Annotated in this window: 16 protein-coding genes and 5 tRNA genes; 15 read left to right on the top strand and 6 right to left on the bottom strand. The window is 45.2% G+C overall.

What is annotated here, in order from left to right; all coding sequences use genetic code 11:
• The first annotated feature begins 13 nt into the window (after positions 1-13).
• The 7 genes from hisB (at position 14) to hisIE (ending at position 5647) form a co-directional block, all read left to right on the top strand.
• Positions 14-1117: a bifunctional histidinol-phosphatase/imidazoleglycerol-phosphate dehydratase HisB gene (gene hisB / locus EDC16_RS11350; RefSeq protein ID WP_132967965.1), complete on the top strand. Its 1104-nt coding sequence runs from the start codon at positions 14-16 to the stop codon at positions 1115-1117.
• Positions 1118-1189: 72 nt separating this feature from the next.
• A complete protein-coding gene (locus EDC16_RS11345; protein WP_132967964.1) occupies positions 1190-1726 on the top strand; it encodes a hypothetical protein in 537 nt (178 codons plus the stop codon).
• A gap of 208 nt (positions 1727-1934) precedes the next feature.
• Entirely contained in the window at positions 1935-2525 is a 591-nt protein-coding gene (gene hisH, locus EDC16_RS11340) for an imidazole glycerol phosphate synthase subunit HisH (protein ID WP_132967963.1), read from the top strand.
• A 115-nt stretch (positions 2526-2640) separates the two neighbouring features.
• The gene (locus tag EDC16_RS11335) at positions 2641-3486 is read left to right on the top strand and encodes a BRO family protein (protein ID WP_132967962.1); all 846 of its coding nucleotides are present in this window, start codon (positions 2641-2643) and stop codon (positions 3484-3486) included.
• A gap of 14 nt (positions 3487-3500) precedes the next feature.
• Entirely contained in the window at positions 3501-4250 is a 750-nt protein-coding gene (gene hisA / locus EDC16_RS11330) for a 1-(5-phosphoribosyl)-5-[(5-phosphoribosylamino)methylideneamino]imidazole-4-carboxamide isomerase (RefSeq protein WP_132967961.1), read from the top strand.
• Positions 4232-5005, top strand: coding sequence for an imidazole glycerol phosphate synthase subunit HisF (hisF, locus tag EDC16_RS11325; protein WP_132967960.1), 774 nt, complete (start codon positions 4232-4234; stop codon positions 5003-5005). The genes hisA and hisF overlap by 19 nt, the downstream gene beginning before the upstream one ends.
• A gap of 33 nt (positions 5006-5038) precedes the next feature.
• Entirely contained in the window at positions 5039-5647 is a 609-nt protein-coding gene (gene hisIE, locus EDC16_RS11320; RefSeq protein WP_132968014.1) for a bifunctional phosphoribosyl-AMP cyclohydrolase/phosphoribosyl-ATP diphosphatase HisIE, read from the top strand.
• A 34-nt stretch (positions 5648-5681) separates the two neighbouring features.
• Here the strand turns inward: hisIE and EDC16_RS11315 are convergent, their stop codons facing one another.
• From EDC16_RS11315 to EDC16_RS11295, 5 genes are all read right to left on the bottom strand, one after another.
• Positions 5682-7571: an LTA synthase family protein gene (locus EDC16_RS11315; protein ID WP_132967959.1), complete on the bottom strand. Its 1890-nt coding sequence runs from the start codon at positions 7569-7571 to the stop codon at positions 5682-5684.
• A 119-nt stretch (positions 7572-7690) separates the two neighbouring features.
• A tRNA-Val gene (locus tag EDC16_RS11310) sits at positions 7691-7766 on the bottom strand.
• 64 nt (positions 7767-7830) lie between these two features.
• Positions 7831-7906: transfer RNA gene (locus EDC16_RS11305), tRNA-Val, on the bottom strand.
• 45 nt (positions 7907-7951) lie between these two features.
• Positions 7952-8027: transfer RNA gene (locus EDC16_RS11300), tRNA-Val, on the bottom strand.
• Between the two features lie 43 nt (positions 8028-8070).
• Positions 8071-8146 (bottom strand) — tRNA-Val (locus EDC16_RS11295).
• A 177-nt stretch (positions 8147-8323) separates the two neighbouring features.
• Between EDC16_RS11295 and gltX the strand changes: the two genes are divergently transcribed.
• Both gltX and EDC16_RS11285 read left to right on the top strand, forming a co-directional pair.
• Positions 8324-9769, top strand: a complete 1446-nt coding sequence (gene gltX, locus EDC16_RS11290; protein WP_132967958.1) for a glutamate--tRNA ligase — start codon at positions 8324-8326, stop codon at positions 9767-9769.
• Between the two features lie 127 nt (positions 9770-9896).
• Positions 9897-9972 (top strand) — tRNA-Ala (locus EDC16_RS11285).
• 65 nt (positions 9973-10037) lie between these two features.
• On the opposite strand, the gene yczE is transcribed toward EDC16_RS11285, so the two are convergent.
• Complete coding sequence (yczE, locus tag EDC16_RS11280) at positions 10038-10697, bottom strand: membrane protein YczE (RefSeq protein WP_132967957.1); 660 nt, start codon at positions 10695-10697, stop codon at positions 10038-10040.
• 195 nt (positions 10698-10892) lie between these two features.
• On the opposite strand from yczE, the gene EDC16_RS11275 reads away from it, so the two are divergent.
• The 6 genes from EDC16_RS11275 (at position 10893) to deoD (ending at position 17661) form a co-directional block, all read left to right on the top strand.
• Positions 10893-12434: a YjjI family glycine radical enzyme gene (locus EDC16_RS11275; RefSeq protein ID WP_132967956.1), complete on the top strand. Its 1542-nt coding sequence runs from the start codon at positions 10893-10895 to the stop codon at positions 12432-12434.
• A gap of 37 nt (positions 12435-12471) precedes the next feature.
• Positions 12472-13257, top strand: coding sequence for a 4Fe-4S cluster-binding domain-containing protein (locus tag EDC16_RS11270; protein ID WP_132968013.1), 786 nt, complete (start codon positions 12472-12474; stop codon positions 13255-13257).
• A 218-nt stretch (positions 13258-13475) separates the two neighbouring features.
• Positions 13476-14747 carry a NupC/NupG family nucleoside CNT transporter gene (locus EDC16_RS11265; protein ID WP_132967955.1) on the top strand — a complete coding sequence of 424 codons (1272 nt, stop codon included), beginning with the start codon at positions 13476-13478 and terminating at the stop codon, positions 14745-14747.
• Positions 14748-14831: 84 nt separating this feature from the next.
• Positions 14832-15623 (top strand): deoxyribose-phosphate aldolase, encoded by a 792-nt coding sequence (deoC, locus tag EDC16_RS11260; RefSeq protein WP_132967954.1) that lies wholly within the window; start codon positions 14832-14834, stop codon positions 15621-15623.
• 45 nt (positions 15624-15668) lie between these two features.
• Positions 15669-16901, top strand: coding sequence for a phosphopentomutase (gene deoB, locus EDC16_RS11255; RefSeq protein ID WP_132967953.1), 1233 nt, complete (start codon positions 15669-15671; stop codon positions 16899-16901).
• A 40-nt stretch (positions 16902-16941) separates the two neighbouring features.
• The gene (deoD, locus tag EDC16_RS11250) at positions 16942-17661 is read left to right on the top strand and encodes a purine-nucleoside phosphorylase (RefSeq protein ID WP_132967952.1); all 720 of its coding nucleotides are present in this window, start codon (positions 16942-16944) and stop codon (positions 17659-17661) included.
• Positions 17662-17821 lie beyond the last annotated feature (160 nt).

The following is a 17821-nucleotide window of genomic DNA, read 5'->3' as shown; positions in this document are numbered from 1 at the left end:
TAAGGACAACATCATGACACAAACCACTCCACAAAAAATTCTGTTTATCGACCGTGACGGCACGTTGATTGATGAACCGAAAACCGATTTTCAGATTGATACGCTGGAAAAACTGAAATTTGAAGCGAACGTGATTCCGGCATTGCTGAAATTGCGCGATAAAGGCTTCCGTTTTGTGATGGTCAGCAATCAAGACGGTCTCGGCACCGAGTCACTGCCGCAGAAAAATTTTGATCTGCCGCATAATGCGATGATGGAGCTGTTTCAATCGCAGGGCATTGAATTTGATGATGTCTTGATCTGCCCGCATCGCCCGGAAGACAACTGCACCTGCCGCAAGCCGAAACTGGGATTGTTGAAAAAATATATTAATAAAGGGCTGTTCGATCCGAAGCACAGCTATGTGATCGGCGATCGTTCAACCGATATGCAACTGGCGGATAATTTGGGCATTACCGGCTTGCAATACCACCCTGAAAATCTGAATTGGGATTTGATTGTTGAAAAAATTCTGGCAAAACGGATTCGCAAACCGGGCTTTAAGCCACGCCATGCAGCAGTAGTTCGCACTACCAAAGAAACCGATATTCGGGTTGAAGTTTGGCTGGATGAGCAAGGCATGAATGAGATCAAAACCGGGTTAGGCTTTTTTGATCATATGCTCGATCAAATTGCCACTCACGGTGGTTTCCGCATGAACGTGACAGTGGACGGCGATCTGCATATCGACGATCACCACACCATCGAAGATACCGCACTTGCCTTAGGTGAAGCCCTGAAACAAGCCTTAGGCAATAAACGTGGTATTGCCCGCTTCGGCTTTGTACTGCCGATGGACGAATGCAAAGCAGAATGTGCGCTGGATCTCTCCGGTCGTCCGTATCTGAAATTCAAAGCCAAATTCACCCGTGACAAAGTCGGTGATTTCAGCACCGAAATGGCAGAACACTTCTTTATGTCGCTCTCTTATGCTTTGGCGTGCACTTTGCATTTAAACGTCAAAGGCAAAAATGCCCACCATCAGGTTGAAGCGCTGTTCAAATGTTTCGGCAGAACCTTACGCCAAGCGATTCGAATTGAAAGCGACCAGCTGCCAAGTTCGAAAGGGGTGTTGTAGTGGTGAAATGTGCATTGAGCCCCGCTGATAATATTTTCAAATAAACTAATAGTGATAATAATGGAGAGAAATATGAAAAAAATCGGATTAACTTTTTTAATATTGCTTTTAACTGGTTGTGTAAACACGGAATTATCGACTAAAGATAAAGTCTATAATCCTGAAAATGAGGCTCGCATTCGTTTATATGGGCAAAATGGCAGGCCGACTATTATGGCAATATCCATTGACGGCAAAAAAGAAACTGTCAATGTGGGTGGTAGTTTAGGACAAGCCTTTTCATCTTTCATTGGAACAAAAGGTAATGAAAGTATCGGTATGCCGGAAAGTGAGCTGAGTAAAGATCCAAGCAAATTATCAGGCATTATTTCAGGAGCATTCTTTAAAGAATTTGTTATTCCGGCCGGTAGCGAGGTAACGGTAAATAATTCGATTATGGGGAATCAGCATAAGCACCATGATCCTATTTTTAATCATACCGTGATTGTTACTTTTAAAGGCTGCACAGGAAAAAAAGTGATTTTTACTCCAGAGGCTGGTAAAGATTATGAAGTTGCCCCGATTGGCTTAACTACGGGGTGTAGTGTAACTGTGTATGAAATCAAGTAATTGATTAAAATCGCAATTAAAGCTTATATTCAAATTGTACTTTGAGAAAGTAAGATGAAACGGTCTGCGCTTTTGTATTTGCACTATTTAGCTTTTACAGACTTAATCTGGGCACAATACACAGGAGAATCATACTGTTATTGGTGTGAATCAGCGAAGTGAAATATATTTGGAATTAAAATAAGGGCACAAAAGATAAGGGAAAACTATGGATATTGTGATTATCGACACCGGCTGTGCCAACTTGTCATCCGTGAAATTTGCGCTGGATCGTTTGGGCTATCAGGCAAAAATCAGTCGGAATCTGAATGAGATTCAGCAGGCGGATAAACTGCTGTTGCCGGGAGTGGGAACCGCACTTGCGGCGATGAAAAATCTACAAGAGCGCCAACTAATTGATACTATTCTCAATGCCAGTCAACCGGTGTTGGGCATCTGCTTGGGCATGCAGTTGATGACCGAATTTTCTGCAGAAGGCAATTTAGCTACCTTGAATTTAATGTCGGGGCATACGGATTTAATTCCCGATACGGGCTTACCGTTGCCGCATATGGGCTGGAATCAAGTGCAGTATGAAGCGGAGCACCCACTGTTTGCCGAGATTGAACAAAACAGCCATTTTTATTTTGTTCACGGCTATGCCGTACTGCCGAACGAAAATACCATTGCTACTTGTGATTACGGTGTAGCGTTTTCAGCGGCGCTAGGTCACAACAATTTCTACGGGGTGCAATTCCACCCAGAACGCTCCGGCAAGGCCGGGGCACAGTTGTTGCGCAATTTTGTAGAAAATACCTAAAGTGCGGTTAGATCCTCGCATTTTGCGATCACTGTTCCAGAAATGCTTATTGACGGTTTTTTACTTGCAAAATACTGTATATAATTACAGTTAAATTGAGTGGAGGGAAAACCTGATGAGTGAGATTAAATTGTTTGAAAATAGCCAGATTCGTTCAGTTTGGGACGAAGAAAAACAAGAATGGTTTTTTAGTGTGGTGGATATTGTTCTGGCATTAACAGAAAGTAATAATCCCCGTCGATACTGGAGTGATTTAAAACGAAAATTACAGGTTGAAGAAGGGGCAAATGAGTTGTACGAAAAAATCGTACAACTGAAATTTCAATCTACTGATGGAAAAATGTATAAGAGCGATGCTACTGATACACAAGGTATTTTCCGTATTATCCAGTCTATTCCATCGCCAAAAGCCGAGCCGTTTAAAATGTGGTTGGCGGAAGTGGCAAAGGAGCGGATGGATGAAATTATTGATCCTGAACTGACGATTGATCGTGCGTTGGAAACCTATGCGAAGAAAGGCTACTCCCGTGAATGGATTAATCAACGTTTGCAGGCGATTCAGGTGCGCAAAGAATTGACCGACGCTTGGCAGGATCACGGGGTGGAGCAAGGGCGTGAATTTGCAATTTTAACCAATGAAATTACTCAAGCTTGGAGCGGAATGACCACGCGTGAATATAAATCGTTCAAAGGGTTAAAAAAAGAGAGTTTACGCGACAATATGTCTACCACTGAACTGGTTTTAAATATGCTGGCGGAAGCCGCAACGAAAGATATTACTCAAATTAGCCACCCGCAGGGCTTTGATGAAAATCGAGAAGTGGCAAAACGTGGTGGTAATGTCGCCAAGGTGGCTCGGGAAAGTTTAGAACAAGAGACTGGGAAATCCGTGGTCACTCAACAAAAAGCGATTGATTTTTCAGAACTTATTAGCAATGTTGCCAAAATTAACAAAAAATAGGAAAGATAGCCACAATGAAAAAATCCATTATTATCCCGGCACTTGATCTGATTGACGGTCAAGTGGTGCGCTTACATCAGGGCGATTACGGCAAGCAGACCAACTATTCGTCCAATCCGACCGCACTTTTTGCCGATTATGTGGCGCAAGGGTCGGAGCAGTTGCATTTGGTAGATTTGACCGGGGCGAAAGATCCGGCGAAACGTCAAACAAAATTAATCGGAGAAATCATTCAAGCGACAAATTGCTCGGTGCAAGTGGGCGGTGGCATTCGCACTGAGCAAGATATAGCCGATTTATTGGCGGTGGGTGCAAATCGAATCGTGATTGGCTCAACTGCGGTGAAAGAACGTGCGATGGTCAAAGGCTGGTTTGAAAAGTACGGTGCGGAGAAGTTCGTGCTGGCGTTAGATGTGAACATTGCCGCCAACGGCGAAAAAATTATTGCCATCAGCGGTTGGCAGGAAGCCAGCGGCGTATCGCTGGAGGAATTGATCGAAGATTATCAATCAGTCGGTTTACAACATGTGTTATGCACCGATATTTCGCGTGACGGCACCTTGGCAGGTTCGAACGTCGATCTATACTGCGAAATTTGTGCTAAATACCCGACAATTCAATTCCAATCCTCCGGTGGTATCGGCTCGCTTGCGGATGTGGCTGCATTAAAAGGCACGGGCGTAGCTGGGGTAATTATCGGGCGAGCGTTATTAGAAGGCAAATTTAGTGTAGAGGAGGCGATTGAATGCTGGCAAAACGGATAATTCCTTGTTTAGACGTGCGTGACGGGCAGGTGGTGAAAGGCGTGCAATTCCGCAACCACGAAATTATCGGCGACATCGTGCCGTTGGCGAAACGCTATGCCGATGAAAGTGCCGATGAGCTGGTGTTTTACGATATTACAGCCTCGTCGGACGGGCGTACCGTGGATAAAAGCTGGGTTGAACGGGTGGCGCAAGTGATCGATATCCCGTTTTGTGTTGCCGGTGGGATTAAAACTATCGACGATGCGGAAAAACTGTTCGCCTTCGGTGCGGATAAAATTTCGATCAACTCGCCGGCGTTGGCGGATCCGGAGTTGATTTCCCGCTTGGCAGATCGTTTCGGGGTACAGGCAGTAGTGGTCGGGATTGACAGCTGGTTCGAGCAAAGCAGCGGCAAGTATTGGGTCAATCAATATACAGGCGATGAAACCCGCACCCGTCAAACCCACTGGCAGCTGCTGGATTGGGTGCAAGAGGTGCAAAAACGTGGTGCAGGTGAAATCGTGTTGAATATGATGAACCAGGACGGCGTGCGTCAAGGCTATGATTTAACTCAGCTCAGGGCGGTGCGTGCGGTGTGTAACGTGCCGTTGATTGCCTCCGGCGGTGCGGGCGAAATGGTGCATTTTCGTGATGCGTTTATGCAAGCCAATGTGGACGGCGCACTGGCGGCGAGCGTGTTCCATAAACAAATTATCAATATCGGCGAACTGAAAACCTACCTTGCGGGGCAAGGGGTGGAAGTGCGGTGCTAAGATTTTTCTAAAATAGGATAAAAAATGTTAGATATGCAAACAATCGACTGGCAAAAAGTGGATAACCTGCTGCCGGTAATCGTGCAAAATGTTGAAACCTGCGAAGTATTAATGCTTGGCTATATGAACCAAGCAGCATTAGAAAAAACTGTAACTGAAAGCAAGGTAACATTTTTTTCACGCACTAAGCAACGTTTATGGACTAAGGGCGAAACGTCGGGCAATTTCCTCAATGTTGTGGATATGAGCCTGGATTGTGACAATGATACCTTATTGATTTTAGCCGATCCGATTGGTGAAACTTGCCATACCGGGGCGGAAAGTTGTTTCCACCAGTTTGCCAATAAAGAGCAGCCGGATTGGATTTTCTTCAGCAAGTTGGAGCGATTGATCGCCGAACGCAAAGGTGCCGATCCGGACAGTTCTTACACCGCACACCTGTATTCGCGCGGCACCAAACGTATTGCACAAAAAGTCGGTGAGGAAGGAGTGGAAACCGCACTTGCCGCCACGGTGAAAGATCGTGATGAAACCATTTGCGAAGCAGCGGACTTGGCTTATCACTTGACCGTCTTATTACAAGATGCCGATTTATCTTGGGCAGATGTGATTGGCAAGTTGAAACAGCGGCATACTCAGTAACTCAACAATCCCCAAATTTATGATAATTTGGGGATTATTCTACCCATTGATTTTTCTTGAGTTTTTGCTCTGCGCCAATAATTTTCCACTTTAATTGCTGAATTTCTTGTTGTAAAGCTGGCGAAGTATTGCTCAGTTCTGACTGTTGCTCACCATTTAAAACCGCACTTCCACTATTTGAGATAACACCGATCGCATCGCCTCGATTGAGCATTAGCGGTGGGTTATCTATTTGTGGATGCAGCAGCGACTGACCGAATGTGCTGATGGTGTCGCCTATTCCAAGTAAATCAAACAAGGTTGGCAGCAAGTCATATTGCGTTGCTAATGTTTGCTGGCGCAGCGGTGCTAAGCTGCCATCGGGAGTATAGATAATCAATGGGATATGAAATTGTTCATGCAGATGGTCAGAGCTGGTTTTCAAGACATGATCGGCAGTAAAAATAAAAATAGTGTTATTGTACCAAGGCTGTTGTGCGGCGTTTTGCATGAATTGCTGCAAAGACCAATCGCTGTAGCGCAAAGTATTTAAAAATCCGTTTTTGTCGGCATTATCATGGGGATAGACATGAAATTCAGCGCCGGGATCGGCAAAGGGTTCATGTGTTGTGCCGGTAAATAAAAACGCAAAAAACGGTTTTTGTTGATATTCGGTTTCATTCAACTTTTGGTTTAAAAACATCAAGCTATCGTAATCCCAGCCAAATTTTGGCGTATCCTGCGGATATTGCCGAACCAAAGGTATATCCTCTTTGCCGTAATATTCCTGAAAACCGAGAATACTGGCGATACCATCCATATTAAACGAGCGGCGATTCGATGATTGCAGCATTAAAGTGCGGTAGTGGTGTTGATTGAGGATTTCAGCCGGTTTATTCAGCCGATTTAACTCCAGACCAAAACCGAGTGCCGGAAAATTATTTAATGCCGGTGTTGAAGTGAGCGCCGCTTGGATGCCGATAATACTGCGTTGTCCTGCAGCGTAGAAACGATCCCAAACTTGTGCTTTCGGAATCAAGCTGTCGATAAACGGTGTGACGTGATAATGACTGCCTGCGAGCCCGTCGATATATTGATAACTCCAACTTTCCAGCAAAATAAACACCACATTTTTCTTTGTATTGTTTGAGGAGGCTGCTGTTGCCTTAAATTGAAAGTTGTCGACGCATTTTTTGTGGCATTGCTGCTTTTCTTGTTCAGTTAAAATATCAAGTGTTGTATTAGATTGACGGTTTTTTGCCTCTTTCGCAATAACAAATACGCTGTTCAGAATAAGATTGGATTCGGCAGATGTGACGTTGTGTTTGAAGGCATCGGCATAACCGATCGGGCGGCTTTGTATAATCATGCCGCGCGCCAACCAAAAACAGAACAGAACGAAAGCAGCGTAAAGAATAAAGCGTAACCAGATCGGTTGAGATAATGTCACCGATTGGCGAGCAGTGATGTTGATAACCGCACTCTTATAACAAATTGCAAATAAAATCAGTAATACAATACCGGCTAAGGTGTAGATAATGCGTGAGGTTAATGCCAATTCTATAATCAGATCAAAATCGTCGGTGAGTTGAAACAGCTCCTGCCCGATATGGCGGTAAACTTCGCCGAAATAAGTGATATCGATTAAGGTTAACGCCAACATAATTAATGATAACAGCAGCCCGATATAGGCGAGTTTTTTCAGTAACAGCGGCTTTTGAACAACTTTTAGCGGTAAAGCAGCAATTAATAGTATCGGTGAAAATACAATCACACTGATATGCATATCAAACCGAAAGCCTTGCCAAAACACATGCCAATATTGTGTTGAAGTTAATGTACTAAAATAATCAGAATACAGCCCGATAAAAAGCAGGCGGCAAAGCGCAAACATTGAAGCGCTGGACAACAGCAGCAAAAAAGGGAAGCGGAGAAAGGCAAACATAAATTTTTAATGTTATTGATAAACAGTCTCAATATTATACCAACTATTGTGACAATGGCATAGAATGGATAAAGTGATTTATGCGCTGGATCTATTTTATCTTGAGAAAAAAAGAAAAGTGGTGGGCGATACCGGTCTCGAACCAGTGACCCCCTCCTTGTAAGGGAGGTGCTCTCCCAACTGAGCTAATCGCCCGACAATAATCATTAGTGAGGAATTATCAAATGATTAAGTGCGGTTTTGATTTTAAACAATTAAGTGGTGGGCGATACCGGTCTCGAACCAGTGACCCCCTCCTTGTAAGGGAGGTGCTCTCCCAACTGAGCTAATCGCCCACTTAAGATTGCTTTAAAATCAAAGGGATAAGTTTGTGCGGAAAGTGGTGGGCGATACCGGTCTCGAACCAGTGACCCCCTCCTTGTAAGGGAGGTGCTCTCCCAACTGAGCTAATCGCCCGCTAGGTCAAACTTATAACAACAAACAGACACTTACGAAAAAGTGGTGGGCGATACCGGTCTCGAACCAGTGACCCCCTCCTTGTAAGGGAGGTGCTCTCCCAACTGAGCTAATCGCCCATTTGTTGTGAGCGAGCATTATAATGGGTGCAGCTTTGCAGTCAACGGTTTTTTATTTTTTTCGGGCTAATTGGCGCAAAAATAAACATCTAAGATTAATTTTATCTATCAATAGCCGTCAGTCATAGTACAATATCCAGTATTTTATTTTTATTCTCGAATTTACAAGGTCAAGCAATGGATATTCAACCCCTGTTCAATTTTAATCCTGGCGTGAAAGTCAGAACCCGTTTTGCCCCTAGTCCGACCGGTTTTTTACATGTTGGTGGTGCACGTACCGCACTTTACTCTTGGCTGTATGCCCGCCACAATCAAGGCGAATTTGTATTGCGGATTGAAGACACCGATTTGGAACGCTCCACCCAAGCCGCAACCGATGCGATTTTGGAAGCGATGGAATGGCTGGATATGCACTGGGAACACGGTCCTTATTATCAAACCAAACGCTTTGATCGTTACAATCAAGTGATCGACCAAATGCTGGAACAAGGCTTGGCATACCGTTGCTATTGCAGCAAAGCGCGGTTAGAGACTTTGCGTGAACAGCAAGAGCAAAATAAAGAGAAGCCACGTTATGATCGCCACTGCTTGCATGATGATACGCATCAGGAAACCCAACCGCACGTGGTGCGTTTTAAAAATCCGACCGAAGGCTCGGTGGTTTTTGAGGATGCGATCCGTGGCAGAATTGAGATCAGCAACCAAGAGCTGGATGATTTGATTATCCGCCGTACTGATGGCTCGCCAACCTATAATTTTTGTGTGGTGGTGGACGATTGGGATATGGGGATTACTCACGTTGTGCGCGGTGAAGATCACATCAACAATACGCCACGTCAAATCAATATCTTAAAAGCGCTGGGTGCCCCGGTGCCGGTGTATGCGCATGTTTCAATGATTTTAGGCGAAGACGGGCAAAAACTGTCCAAACGCCATGGTGCAGTCAGTGTGATGGAATATCGCGATGACGGTTATCTGCCGGAAGCGCTAAACAATTACCTAGTGCGTTTGGGCTGGGGGCACGGTGATCAGGAAGTGTTTAGTCGTGAAGAGATGGTCGAGTTATTTAACTTGACCTCGGTCAGTCGTTCCGCCAGCTCGTTTAACCACGATAAACTATTATGGTTGAACCACCACTATATCCGCGAATTACCGGCGGAAAAAGTCGCAGGCTATCTGGCATGGCATATGCAAGATCAGCAGATCGACACCAGCAATGGCCCAAGTTTGGCAAGCGTGGTGCAAATGCTCGGCGAACGTTGTAAAACCTTAAAAGAGATGGCTGTGGCAAGCCGTTATTTCTTTGAAGATTTTTCTGAATTTGAAGAAAGTGCGGTCAAAAAACATTTTAAAGCCGCTGCAATCGAACCGCTTAGCGTGGTGTTGCAAAAGCTGACCGCACTTGATGACTGGAATGCACAGGATATTCATCAAGCGATCGAGCAAACCGCAGCAGAATTAAACATCGGCATGGGCAAAGTGGGTATGCCGCTACGGGTTGCCGTGACCGGTAGCGGGCAATCGCCATCGCTGGACGTGACATTGGTCGGCATCGGCAGAGAACGCAGCTTGGTGCGAATTGAAAAAGCACTGGAGTTTATCCAAAACAAGTTATCAGCATAAACAACTGATTTAATTTTCGCCATTCGATGCCAAAATTGCAAAGAATTGCAGAAATCAGATTGACAGATCAAAGTGCGGTTATTAATATAGCCGCACTTTAGTGACCTGTCATTAAAACCATTCTTATGGGGATATAGCTCAGTTGGGAGAGCGCTTGCATGGCATGCAAGAGGTCGTCGGTTCGATCCCGTCTATCTCCACCAAACCAATTTTTCCACAATCCATCACTCTAATATAAGCTCAATATTTTTATTCGAGATAACAGACCCTATTTGCTGTCATAAGCCGTGAAGCAGTATAAGGTTAATTGAATAACCCAGCCGATAGAAAATGCGAACAGTAGCGTGGCAAAGCCCAGTGTGCCGCCGAGTAAAAAGCCGATCAGGGCGACGCTGCTTTCCATTAGGGTGCGCACCAAACCGACTTTGAGTTTAAAGCGTTGGCATAGTCCGACCATTAAGCCGTCGCGTGGGCCGGCGCCCATATGGCAGGTGAGGTAAAACGCAGAGCCGGTGCCCATCAATAAAATGCCGATCACAGCATAGCCGATCTGTCCAAGTGCGGTTGCAGGCGAGGCGACCATTTTAGCGGTGACGCCAAGCGCAATCGCGATCAAGATAATATTCAACACCGTGCCTAAACCGATTTTTAAATGCAGCGGAAACCAGCATAACATCACCAGACAACTGACGATAAAAGAAGCAACGCCGACACTGACTTCGGTTTGCAGGGCGATGCCCTGTGACAAAATTGTCCAAGGAGCAGAACCGAGATTGGAGACCAATAAAAATCCTTCCCCGATACCGACCAAGATCAGCGAAATGCACAGCGGCACGAAGCTCCGGCTTTTGAACTCCCATAACCGACTGGCGCTCCATTTGGTTTTTGGGAGAACGGCGAACTGTTTTTTGAAGGTATTAACGGTCATAGATTTCCGAGAGTGAGCAATATCCACGCCATTTTAATCGTGTTCTGCTCAATTGCTAAATTATTTTTTAGTATCAGTGAGCTAAATTGAAAAATATCCCGGTTAGTTGACGGTGATCACAGTTTTAATCTTGCGGGCGAAAGGTGAATTCTATACCATTTGTTTTTTAGAGTAGAGGATATTGAGGGAGCAGTTATGTTAGCAACATTGCAGGATATTCTGGACACGGTTAAAGCCGAAAATTTGACCTATCAACAAAAATTAATGACATTAGGTAATATTGCCGAGCGTTTGTTTGATCCAAGAGACCTGTTGGGTTATAGCGATGAAGAGTGGCAATATCTTCAAAATCAAATGATTTGTGATTTGAATGAAGGCTATGCGGTTTATCGTCCGCGCTACATTTTGCCGGATTATTCGGTCTATGTTAAAAATGGTTGTCGCTTTCTGGATCTGCCGGTACCGAAAACCCTTGATGAAGTGTTGGACGGATTGCTGATTATTTACTCCCATGTTCCGTCGATTACCACGTTTCCGGTTTATATCGGACGGTTAGACAGCTTGCTGGAGCCGTTTATTTGCGATGAAGCGCAAGACTATATCAAAATTAAACGCTTTTTAAATCATATTGATAAAACCGTACCGGACTCTTTTTGTCACGCCAATATCGGCCCTTATGAAACCCGTGCCGGACGACTGATCCTACAGGCGGTGATCGAGCTGGAAAACACGACGCCGAATATGACGATTCGTTATGATAAAAACAAAACCTCGCGTGAATTTGCTGAGTTGGCGGCAAAAGCCTGTTTGCTGGTTTCCAAGCCGTCGTTTGCCAATGATGCTTATTATCGTGCCGATTTGGGCGAAGAGTATGGCGTTGCCAGTTGTTATAACGCCTTGCCGGAATGCGGCGGGGCTTATACGTTGACTCGTTTGCGTTTGGGCACGATAGCCAGAGCTTGCAGCTCGGTCACGGAAATGGTGGAACAACTGTTGCCGAAAGTGGCTAAATTGGCACTTTCTACCATGGATAAGCGGCATCAATTTATTGTCGAACAGAGCAATTTTTTCAAGACCAGCTTTTTGGAGCAAGAAGGCTTTATTAAGCGCACCAATTTTACCGGAATGTTTGCGATTGTCGGTTTGGCTGATGCCACCAACCATCTGTTGCGGCAAGAGGGTTTGGACGAAACTTTTGGGCAGAGTGCGCGAGGTGAGGAAATTGCCACTGCAATCATGCAAAAATTAAAAAGCGTGAATGACAGCCATATCGGGGTTTACGCCGAAAGAACCGACAACCACTATTTGTTGCATGCCCAAGTGGGTGCCAGTATTGATGCGGAAGATAAATTGAATACGCCGGCACATCGGGTCAAAGTCGGACAAGAGCCGACCTTATTAGCACACTTAAAACAATCCGCGCCGTATCATCAATATTTTCCATCCGGCACTGGCGACTTATTTGTCTTTGATCAAACCTATGTTGATCACCTTGATGCCGTGGTGGATATCATCGATGGCGCCTTTGCTCTGAATTATCGCTATATCACCACCTATCTGAAAAATACCGATTTGATTCGAGTTACCGGCTATCTGGTGAAGAAAAGCGAAGTCGAACGTTTCCGTCAAGGCGAGGCAGTATTGCGCGATACGACTTGGTTTGGTGCGGGAACCGATGACTGTGCGCAGGTGTTTGACCGCCAACTGCGTGATCAGGGCAATGTCAATGCCGGATAACGGTTTGTTGTCAGATAATGATTCAAAGTGCGGTTTGCTGACCGCACTTTCCAATATTACGCTACCGCTGCACCGCATTATTCCTTTTTCTAATGTTGAAGGCGCAGGCAACCGCATCAGTATTTTTCTGCAAGGCTGCAAATTGAACTGTTTGTATTGCCACAATCCGGAAACCATTCCAAGGTACAGCGCTGACAGTAAACGGGTTAGTCTGCGTTATCTCTATGATCAAGTTCAAGATTCAATGCCGTTTATTCGTGGCGTGACGATTTCGGGCGGCGAGCCGACCATTCACCATCGTAAATTAGTGCCGCTGTTTCAGGCGTTGCGCCAACTGGGTTTAAGTTGTTATTTGGATTCGAGTGGTTTTTTTGAGTTTGAACCGATGCAAGAGTTGATTGCGCTGACCGACAAATTTTTATTTGATCTGAAAGGCAGTGGCTTGGGCTTGCAAGCACTTTGCTTCGAGCGTAAAAATCAGAGCGGAAAAGTGCCGGACAATTTGATCACGACACAGCGAATGAAGTCGGCAAATTTGACCCGCAATCTTGACAATTTGCGCCGTCTGTTAGCGCTGGGAAAAATTGAAGAAGTCCGCTTGGTTGTGATGCTCGATTTTGTTGATAGTTACGAGTTGATCGAACAGACAGCAACGTTGCTCAAAGGGCATCCAGAAGTGATTTTTAAGCTGATTCGAGTGCACGCCAAAGGCACGCGCGATCCAGATGGTATTACGGCTTATATCCCGGACATCGGCTATATGAATCAGCTGGAACAATATGCCAGAAAGTGCGGTATCAACAAGGTAATAACGGTTTGTTAAATCAATATTTTGCTGTGTTTTTAATCAAGAAATTAGAATATTTTTATGATTAGTTGATTTTGATCGCATTATGGAAATTATTTTCAGATTTTTTTAGAAAAAGGCGTATAGTTGCACCAATCAATAGGCTATCAAATCGACTATCTTTAATAGAAATTGATATATTTTAAGCTATATTTTTTATAACAAAAATTTTAAAGACTATTCTAGAGGTAATTATGGACTCATTAATGAGCATATTAGGCATCATTGTGCTGTTGGGCATTGCATTCCTATTATCAAACAATCGTAAAGCGATTAACCTTCGTACGGTGTTGGGAGCATTAGCGATTCAAGTCAGTATCGGTGCATTGATTCTTTATGTGCCGGCTGGGCGTGATGCACTTTTAGCTGCTGCGGAAGGTGTACAGAAAGTAATCAATTATGGTAATGATGGTATCGGTTTCTTATTTGGCGGCTTGGTCAGCGACAAAATGTTCGAGGTCTTTGGCGGTGGTGGTTTCGTGTTTGCGTTACGGGTATTGCCAGCCATCATTTTCTTCGCATCGTTGATTTCAGTGTTGTATTACATCGGCGTAATGCAGTGGGTGATCAAAATTATCGGTGGTTTCCTGCAACTGGTGTTGAAAACCTCCAAAACAGAATCTATGTCGGCAGCCGCCAATATTTTCGTTGGGCAAACTGAAGCGCCGTTGATTGTGAAACCGTATATCGCCAAAATGACCGAATCAGAGCTGTTTGCGATTATGTGTGGTGGTTTGGCGTCGGTTGCCGGGGCAGTCATGATCGGTTATGCCCAAATGGGAGTACCGTTGCCGTATTTGATTGCAGCCTCGTTTATGGCGGCACCGGGTGGCTTGCTGTTTGCTAAAATTTTGATTCCACAAACTGAACATCCGCATGATGATTTGGATCACGATGCGGTGGAAGAAAAACCGTCTAATGTGTTAGATGCCGCTGCTGCGGGGGCGTCTTCCGGTATGCAGTTGGCACTGAATGTAGGCGCAATGTTATTGGCATTTATCGCCTTGATTGCCTTGTTGAACGGGATTATCGGCGGTATCGGCAGTTGGTTTAACTATCCGGAGCTGTCACTGCAAATTATTTTAGGCTGGGTGTTCCAACCGTTGGCATATGTTATCGGGGTGCCATGGAATGAAGCACAAGTCGCAGGTTCAATGATCGGACAAAAATTAGTCATCAATGAATTTGTGGCTTACATGGATTTTGTCAAATATCTGGGTGCCGAAGCGCCGATGGTGCTGACTGAAAAAACTAAAGCTATCATTACTTTTGCTTTGTGTGGTTTCGCTAACTTCAGCTCTATTGCAATCTTGATTGGTGGTTTAGGTACTATGGCGCCAAACCGTCGTTCCGATGTCGCTCGGTTAGGGATTAAAGCGGTTATCGCCGGTTCTTTGTCGAACCTGATGAGTGCCGCAATTGCCGGCTTGTTTATCGGTTTGACCGGTGCAGTATTAGTCGGATAATTCGTCAAAAAACTGCTAATATTTAAACACCACGCCAGGCGTGGTGTTTGTCATTGGTATTTTATGTAACAAGGTAGTGTCATAATGAATAGATTAGAAAATAGACAGACTTCAGCCAAACTGGCGTTAAGTTTGATGGATTTGACCAGCTTAAACGATAATGACAGCGATGCGGTGATTATCGAATTGTGCCGGCAGGCAAAAACAGATTTTGGTTCGCCGGCGGCGATTTGTGTGTACCCACGCTTTATTCCGATTGCGCGCAAAACCTTGCGCCAGCTTGGCTTGAACCAGGTGAAAATCGCCACCGTAACCAATTTTCCACACGGCAATGACGACATCGAAATTGCGGTCACTGAAACCAAAGCAGCCATTGCTTACGGTGCAGATGAAGTCGATGTGGTGTTTCCATACCGCACTTTGATCAATGGTGATCAAAAGTGCGGTTTCGATTTGGTCAGTCGTTGTAAACAAGTCTGTGCCGAGAATGGCGTGCTGTTGAAAGTGATCATCGAAAGCGGTGAATTACAGCAAGCGGAGTTGATCCGTTTGGCATCTGAAATTTCGATTCGTGCCGGTGCCGATTTTATCAAAACCTCGACCGGTAAAGTAAAAGTCAATGCGACCTTGGAATCCGCTGCGGTTATGTTACAAACCATTGTGGATTTGCAAGTGCAAGATCGGGTCGGTTTTAAAGCGGCCGGTGGTGTACGCACCGCACAAGATGCACAGCAGTATCTGCAATTAGCCGCAGATATTCTCAGCGCTGGCTGGATCAACCCGACACATTTCCGTTTTGGCGCCTCTGGGTTGCTGAACGATTTGTTGGGAACTTTAAGTGGTAAAAGCCAGTCTAAAACAACGAGTGGATATTAGTGATATCAATAGTTATAACAATAGTCATAACAATAGGAAAATAACATGAAAAGAGTCTTTATTTTAATGATGGATTCCTTTGGAATCGGGGCTGCCGCCGATGCGGATAAATTTGGAGATGTCGGGTCTGATACCTTAGGGCATATTGCTGAGCAATGTGCAGCAGGCAAAGCGGATAACGCCGAGCGCAGCGGTGCGTTAAAACTGCCTAACCTGACTAAATTGGGGTTGGCATTGGCAGCAAAAGAATCAACCGGGCGTGTGCCGGCAGGAATGGATGGCGATGCAGACGTGATCGGCGGCTATGCCTTTGCCAAAGAGATTTCATCCGGTAAAGATACGCCATCAGGTCACTGGGAAATCGCCGGGGTGCCGGTGTTGTTTGATTGGGGCTATTTTAAAGATCATCAAAACAGCTTCCCACAAGAACTGTTAGACCGAATCGTAGCAAAGAGCGGTATTCCGGGCTATTTGGGTAACTGCCACTCCTCCGGTACCGTTGTTCTGGATGATTTGGGCGAAGAACACATGAAAACCGGCAAACCGATTTTCTATACTTCTGCCGATTCCGTATTCCAGATTGCCTGCCATGAAGAGGCGTACGGCTTGGAGAAATTGTATGAGTTGTGCCATATCGTACGTGAAGAGTTGGAAGGCTACAATATCGGTCGTGTCATTGCCCGTCCGTTTGTGGGTGACAAAGCCGGTAATTTCAAACGTACCGGCAACCGCCATGATTATTCGGTGCAACCACCATCAGCCACGGTACTGCAAAAACTGGTCGACGAAAAACAAGGCGAAGTGGTTTCTATCGGTAAAATCGCTGATATTTATGCCCACACCGGCATCACGAGCAAAGTGAAAGCAACCGGATTGGAAGAGATTTACGACAAAACGATTGTTGAGATCAAAGCCGCTGGTGATAATACGATTGTGTTCCCGAACTTTGTCAATTTTGATTCGGACTATGGCCATCGCCGTGATGTGGCAGGTTATGCCCAAGCGTTGGAATATTTTGATTCGCGTCTGCCGGAAGTATTGAAACTGGTGGAAGAGGGCGATTTACTGATTATTACCGCTGATCATGGCTGTGATCCGACTTGGACAGGTACTGACCACACCCGTGAGCATGTGCCGGTGTTGCTGTACGGCAGCGAGGTACCGAAAGGCTTCTTGGGCAAACGTGAAACTTTTGCCGACATCGGACAAACCATTGCTAATTATTTTGACCTGTCGCCAATGGATTACGGCACATCAATGATTAACTTTAATAAATAATTGAATTAAAAATAACTGATTAAAAAAGAGGACTAAAATTATGCCAACTCCACATATTAATGCTGTTGACGGCGCTTTTGCCGATGTTGTTTTAATGCCGGGCGATCCGCTGCGCGCTAAATATATTGCAGAAACCTTTTTAGATGACGCCAAAGAAGTGACCAATGTGCGTAATATGCTGGGTTACACCGGCACTTATAAAGGGCGCAAAATTTCGGTTATGGGGCACGGCATGGGGATTCCGTCTTGCTCGATCTATGCTAAAGAGCTGATCACCGAATACGGTGTCAACAAAATCATCCGTGTCGGTTCTTGCGGTGCGGTACGAATGGATGTCAAATTGCGTGATGTGGTGATCGGTGCCGGTGCTTGTACCGACTCAAAAGTCAACCGTATTCGCTTTAAAGATCATGATTTTGCCGCAATTGCCGACTTTGATATGACACAGGCAGCGGTGCAAGCGGCGAAACAAAAAGGGGTAAACGTGCGGGTCGGTAACATCTTCTCTGCCGATCTGTTTTACACGCCGGATGTGGCGATGTTCGATGTGATGGAAAAATACGGCATTTTGGGCGTAGAAATGGAAGCCGCCGGTATTTACGGTGTTGCCGCTGAATTCGGCGCCAAAGCGCTGTGTATCTGCACCGTTTCCGACCATATCCGTACCCACGAACAAACCAGCGCTGAAGAACGTCAATTAACCTTCAACGACATGATCGAAATCGCATTGGAATCCGTGCTGATCGGCGATCAAGCCTAAATTTAGCAAAAGTGCGGTCTTACGATCAACTGATGATCAACTCTCTAAAGCAGCCGAAAGGCTGCTTCAGACTGCTGACAAACCCACTAATTTTTATGGATAGTGGGTTTTATTTTGGGCGTAGTGGGTCAAAATACTTTTTTAGATTAGATGAAGCCTA

Origin of the sequence: Testudinibacter aquarius, assembly GCF_004342725.1 — a bacterium.
GTDB classification, from domain to species: domain Bacteria; phylum Pseudomonadota; class Gammaproteobacteria; order Enterobacterales; family Pasteurellaceae; genus Chelonobacter; species Chelonobacter aquarius.
The sequence above is the reverse complement of the archived record's forward strand: the minus strand, read 5'-3'. Positions and strand labels throughout refer to the sequence as shown.